Source organism: Streptomyces sp. NRRL S-495 (assembly GCF_000966955.1).
Lineage (GTDB): Bacteria > Actinomycetota > Actinomycetes > Streptomycetales > Streptomycetaceae > Kitasatospora > Kitasatospora purpeofusca.
Map to the genome: position 1 here is coordinate 1 of NZ_JZWY01000298.1, position 6,170 is coordinate 6,170.

The 6,170-nt window shown below is 73.0% G+C and carries 4 protein-coding genes; 3 read left to right on the forward strand and 1 reads right to left on the reverse strand.

Features of this window, described 5'->3' with window-relative positions:
• Positions 1-1,540, forward strand: a 1,540-nt coding sequence (gene cydC / locus VR45_RS16920) for a thiol reductant ABC exporter subunit CydC (RefSeq protein ID WP_045940597.1), incomplete at its 5' end; no start/stop codon positions are given.
• Between the two features lie 116 nt (positions 1,541-1,656).
• On the opposite strand, the gene VR45_RS16925 is transcribed toward cydC, so the two are convergent.
• Positions 1,657-2,316, reverse strand: coding sequence for a DUF4097 family beta strand repeat-containing protein (locus VR45_RS16925; protein ID WP_045940598.1), 660 nt, complete (start codon positions 2,314-2,316; stop codon positions 1,657-1,659).
• Positions 2,317-2,550: 234 nt separating this feature from the next.
• On the opposite strand from VR45_RS16925, the gene VR45_RS16930 reads away from it, so the two are divergent.
• Complete coding sequence (locus VR45_RS16930) at positions 2,551-3,315, forward strand: helix-turn-helix domain-containing protein (RefSeq protein WP_045940599.1); 765 nt, start codon at positions 2,551-2,553, stop codon at positions 3,313-3,315.
• A gap of 82 nt (positions 3,316-3,397) precedes the next feature.
• The coding region (locus tag VR45_RS16935) for an SdrD B-like domain-containing protein (protein WP_045940600.1) at positions 3,398-6,170 on the forward strand (2,773 nt) is incomplete at its 3' end.

Here is a 6,170-nt window from a genome sequence, read left to right on the forward strand (position 1 = left end):
GCCGCCGATCGCCGCCGTCGCCGTCGCGATCGTCGCCGTCCGCGCCCTCGCCCTCGGCCGGGGCACCCTGCGCTACGCCGACCGCCTGCTCGGGCACGACGGTGTACTGCGCGCCGTGGCCGACTTCCGCGCCCGGGTGTACGAGGCGCTCGTCCCGCTCGCCCCGGCCGGCACCCCCGCCTTCCGCGGCGGCGACCTGCTGACCCGGCTGGTCGACGACGTCGACGCCGCACAGGACCTGCTGCTGCGGGTGCTGATCCCGGTCACCGCCGCCGTCCTGGTCGCCGCGGCCGCCGCCGGCACCGCACTGGTACTGCTCCCGACGGCCGGACTGCTGCTCGGCCTGCTGCTGGTTCTCGCCGGGCTCGTGGTGCCCGCCCTGGTGCTCACGCTGTCCCGCCGGGACGGCCGCGCCGAGAAGACCGCGCGCGCCGAACTCGCCGCGCTCACCGTCGACCTGACCCGGGGCGCGGCCGACCTCGCCGCGTACGGCGCCCGGGGCCGCGCCCACGCCCGGACCTCGGCGGCCACCGCCCGGATCGCCGCCCTGGAGGAGCGCCGGGCGCTCACCACCTCGCTCGCCTCCGCCGTGGTCCTGCTGCTCCAGGCGGCGGCCACGGTCGGGGTCACCTGGCTCGGCCTGCGCGCGCACGCCGAGGGCCGGCTGCCCGCCGTGTGGCTCACCGTCCTCGCGGTGCTCGCCCTGGTCTCCTTCGACGCCCTGGCCGGCCTGCCCACCGCCGCCCGCCGGCTGGCCGACGTCTGGGCCTCCGCCCGCCGGCTCGCCGACCTGATGGACACCCCGGCCCCGGTCACCGACCCGGCCGACCCGGCCCCGCTCCCCCTCGACGGACCGCTCGGCGTGGAGATCACCGGCCTGCGGGTGCGCCACCGCCCCGACGGCCCGGCCGTCCTGGACGGCGTGAGCCTGCGGCTGCCGCCCGGCCGCCGGGTCGCGCTGGTCGGCGCCAGCGGCTCCGGCAAGTCCACCCTGATCGCGGCACTGATGCGCTTCCTCCCGTACGAGGGCGGCAGCATCCGCGTCGGCGGGCGGGAACTGCGGGACTGCGCGGGCGCCGACGTCCGCCGGGCGATCACCGGCATGACCCAGGACGCCCATGTCTTCCACACCACCATCCGGGCCAATCTGCGGCTGGCCCGCCCCGACGCCACCGACGAGGAGCTCCGCGACGCGGCCCGCCGGGCCCGGCTGCTCGACTGGATCGACTCCCTCCCCGAGGGCTGGGAGACCATGCTCGGCGGGGACGGCGCCACCGTCTCCGGCGGTCAGCGCCGTCGGCTGCTGCTCGCCCGCGCCCTGCTCGCGGACCCGCCGGTGCTGGTCCTGGACGAGCCGACCGAGGGGCTCGACCCGGACACCGCCGCCGCCGTTCTCGCCGACGTCCTCGACGCGACCCGCGGCCGCACCACGCTGCTGGTCACCCACGACCACGCCGCCCTGGACGCCGTCGACGAGGTGCTGACCCTCGCCGCGGGCCGGCTCGTGCCGTCCGGCGCACCGGCCGCGGCCGTGTCCTGACCCGCCCCGCCCGCCGGGGGGCGGGTGGGGCGCCACCGACGGCACCCGGCTCCCGCACGTCCCCGAGCGCCGCGCACCCGGGCACCGCGCACCCGGGTCGGCTGCACTCCGGCCGGTCACAGGCTCCGGGCGGCGATGTCGCCGTAGGAGGTGGTGGCCCGGATGTCGAGGGCCGTAGCGCCGTCGTTGCGCAGGCTGTTGCTGATCCGGCCGTGGCCGGTGCCGGCGTCCAGGGCGGCGGAGACCCCGGCCGCGGCGGCCACCTCGATGTCGCCGGACTCGGTGCGGAGCACCACCGCGCCGCGCAGCGCCTCGGCGATCCGGATGGCGCCCCGGGAGGTGCTGATCTCGGCCGGGCCGTTGAGCCGGCCGACCTCGACGTCGCCGTCGACCGCGGTCAGCCGCACGCTGTCGGCCTCGTCGATCTTGATCCGGCGGTAGGCGCCCTGGACGACGACGTCACCCAGGCGGCCGACGGCCCGGAGCTCGGTGCTCTCGGAGGTCACCTCGATCCGGGAGCCGACGGGCACCTGGAGGGTGACCTCCACGGCGCCGGCGCCGACCAGCCGGCCGCCGGGCACGGTGTTGATCCGCAGGACGCCGTCCTGGAAGCCGACGGCGGTCTGCTCGGCGGTGCGGATGTCGCGGCCGCGGCCGGACTCGGCCGGCCGCACCTCGACGGTGGCGTCGGCACGGTCGGCGGCGATCACCTGGACCCGGCCGGCCGGCAGGTCGACGACGGCGGTGATCGGGGCGGTGGTGGCGAACTTCTCCATGATGTTGCTCTCCTGCGGTGTCTCGCTGCTGTTTTCTGACATCACGAACGCTACGTTGCGTTCGCAGATCCATCAATAGCCTTGTTGCGCAAAAGTGGCATCACTGCAGGCCAGAGAGCGAATATCGTTGCAACGGATCCACTTTCAACGCAACGTCAGCACCGTAGACCGTTGCATTGACGGTGCATGAACGCTATGCTGCGCAGGCCGGGGACCACACGAAGGGAGACCGCGGTGCCGGGAGGCAGACTCACCCAGCAGGAACGCCAGCAGATCGCACTCGGGGTGGCCGACGGCCTCGCCTACGCGGAGATCGCCAGGCGCCTCGACCGCCCCACCTCGACGGTCACCCGCGAGGTGATGCGCAACGGCGGCCCCGCCGCCTACCGCGCCGACGTGGCCCACCGCGCCACCGAGCGCCGCGCCCACCGGAGCCGGCAGGCCGCCCCCCGCGGCCCGCAGCCGCCCGAGCCGACCGCCCACGGGCGCGACCCGGAGGCCGTGCGCGCGTACGAGGAGGTGTTCACCACCCTGGTGATGCAACAGGGCCTGCCCAGGATGATGGCCCGGGTCCTGACCTGCGTGTTCACCACCGACGAGGGCAGCGTCACCGCGGCCGAACTCGTCCGGCGCCTCCAGGTGAGCCCGGCGTCCGTCTCCAAGGCGATCGCCTTCCTGGAGGCCCAGGGCCTCGTCCGCCGCGAACGCGACGAGCGCCGCCGCGAGCGCTACGTCGTCGACGGCGACGTCTGGTACCAGTCGATGATCGCCGCCGCCCAGGCCCACGCCCGGTTCGCCGAGACCGCCCGGGAGGGCGTCGGCGTCCTCGGCACCGGCACCCCGGCGGCCGTTCGTCTGGAGAACATCGCGCGCTTCATGGACTTCGTCGGCGAGAGCATCAGCCGCTCCGCCGAACAGGCCCGCGACATCCTCCACACCGGCGCGAACCCGGCCTCGGTCCCGGCTTCGTACCCGACCGATCCGGACGATGGGATTTGACGCTCGTCTGACAAGGTGAAACACCGTCACCTGTCCTCGCGCCGCCCGGTCGTGTGACGAGCGGTCGGATCAACTGTCCGGTATGCGTATTCCCTTCCGGACCGGGCGGATCGCCTCGGTTCTCGCCCTCCTAGGAGGAACCCTCCTGGGCAGCGGCCTGATCGCCCCACCGGCGCAGGCCGCGATCTCCTTCACCAAGAGCGTGGACAAGGCGACCGTCTCCCCGGGGGAGAACGTCACCTACACCCTCCGGTACACGTGTTCGATCAATGAATGCACCGGCGGCCAGATTCTCGACACCCTGCCCGCGAACATGCAGTTCGTCGGCTGGACCCCCGACCCCTCCTCGGTCGACCAGGCCGCCTCCACCGTGCCCGCGACGGGCGCGATGGGCGGCACGATGGACATCAAGCTGCAGAACCTCAGCCCCGGCACCACCGCCACCATCACGGTGGTCATGAAGTACCCCAACTTCACCACCCCCAACGGCACCACCTCCACCAACTCGGCCACCATGAGCGCCACCGGTGAGACCTCGCAGAACGCGAGCGCCAACACCAGGGCCGAGGTCCAGCCGCAGTACACGGTGACCAAGGGCATCCAGACCAGCAGCCAGGACGGGCGCACCGTCACCTACCAGTTCAGCCCCTGCGCCACCGACAACGTGCCCAACGTCGACCTGGACACCAGCCGCCTGCTCGACACCCTGCCGCCCGGCGCGGTGGTCGACACCGGCCGCTCGCCCGGCTGGACCCAGGTCGCCCCCGGCCCCAACACCTGGGGCTACGACATCGGCCCGTTCGTCTCCGGCAACGGCCACGGCGGCTGCCGCAACCCCGGCGCGCTGGTCGTGTACTACCCGGAGGCCGACTTCCCCAACGGCACCACCTCCACCAACAACGTGGACCTGCTGGGTGACCCGCTCGGCGCCGACCCCGAGACCACGCTGGACTCCTCCTCCGCCACCACCGGCCAGTTCCAGCCCCCGGCCACCGGCGTGGCGGTCACCGGCAGCAAGGTGTGGCGCGACACCGTCGTCTCCGGCGACCTCAACAGCTTCAGCCTGTCGGCCACCAACACCTCGGGCCCGGCCACCAGTCTCACCATGACCGACCCGGGCGCCGGCACCACCGAGGGCCTCTACAACTGGATCTACCCCCAGTCGCTCCAGCTGGAGCCCTGGAACCCCACCAGCATCCAGCTCACCCTCCAGTACCGGCTCAACGGTGACCCGACCTGGCTGACCTTCAGCCCCGGCACCGCGCTCAACGGCGCCACCTCCCGCCGGATCACCTTCGCGGAGGGCGCCGGCGACCCCGCCAACGACATCCTCGGCATCCCCGCCGGCCGCTGGCTCGACGGCCTCCAGTTCGTCTGGAACGGCCCCATCCCCACCGGCTGGAGCCCGGGCAACGCGGTGCAGCTGGTCACCCAGGTCGCCACCCCCGGCCACGACGGGCGCGCCGCCCCCGTCCCGCTGACCAACTGTGTCGACACCTCCGCGACCGACGGCACCAACAACGCCAACGCCAACGCCTGCGCCAGCACCACCATCACCGAGGCGACCAACCTCGGCGCGGCCAAGACCACCGTCGCCGGTGAGCTGTCCGCCCCCGGCGGCAAGGCCACCTTCCAGGTCATCCCCTACAACCGCAGCGCCCGTGACCTGGACCGCCCGCTCGTCCTGCTCGACCTGCTGCCGCCCGGCGTCGTCTACATCGAGGGCTCCGCCCGGCCGGACCCGAACTACCCGGACGCCAAGGCCCCCGAGTCGATCACCGTCACCCCCGGCCCCGACGGCCGCCAGCTGCTGAGGATGCAGTGGCCGGCCGGCGCACCCGACTCGACCTACCTGCACGACCCGCTGGCCTACCGGATGCTCTTCGACGTCCAGGTCGCCAGCAGCATCCGCTCCGGTGAGCTGACCAACGACGTCTACGTCACCGTCGACCAGCCGACCAACCCGGTCGCCTGCATGTTCTCCGGTTCCGACAGCGGCAGCACCCCGGACGTGCTCGACCTCAACGGGAACGGCAACACCACCGAGCTGCTCTGCCACGCCTCCTCCAAGATCCAGGTGGACGTGCCGAGCGTGCTGCGCTCGTTCAAGGAGGTGAAGGGCGACCTCGACTCCGACTACCTGAGCATCGGCACCGCCACCCCCGGTGGTCGCATCTCCTACCGGATGACCGTCCGCAACGACTCGCCGGACCCGGTCACCAACTTCATCGCCTACGACAGGCTGCCCACCCCCGGCGACAACTACGTCCTCACCCAGGACGCGCAGCGCGGCAGCACCTGGACGCCGTCGCTGAGCGAGCCGATCGTCAGCAGCGACCCGAGCGTGGTGATCGAGTACACCACCGACCCCAACCCCTGTGTCGAGAGCGTGCTCGTCGACCGGACCGGCTGCAACGCGAACGCGGTCTGGAGCACCACCTTCCCCGCCCCGGGGACGGCGACCTGGTTCCGCATCCACCGCGCCGGCGCCATGGCCTCGGGGGAGTCGTTCACCCTGACCTGGCCGATGATCGCCCCGTTCGACGCTCCGGACACCGAGTACGCGTGGAACAGCTTCGCCTTCACCGCCACCGACAACGAGGGCCGGCAGCTGCTGCCCGCCGAGCCGGCCAAGGTCGGCGTCGCGGTCAAGCAGGTCACCGAGCCGAACAACGCGATCGGTGACTTCGTCTGGGTCGACAAGGACGGCTCCGGCATCCAGAAGCCGGGCGACACCGGCGTCGCGGGCGTCAAGGTCAACCTGCTGGACGCGAATGGCCAGCCGGTGCGCAACAAGGACGGCCAGCCGGTCACGACCACCACCGACGCCAACGGCCTCTACCTCTTCGACAACC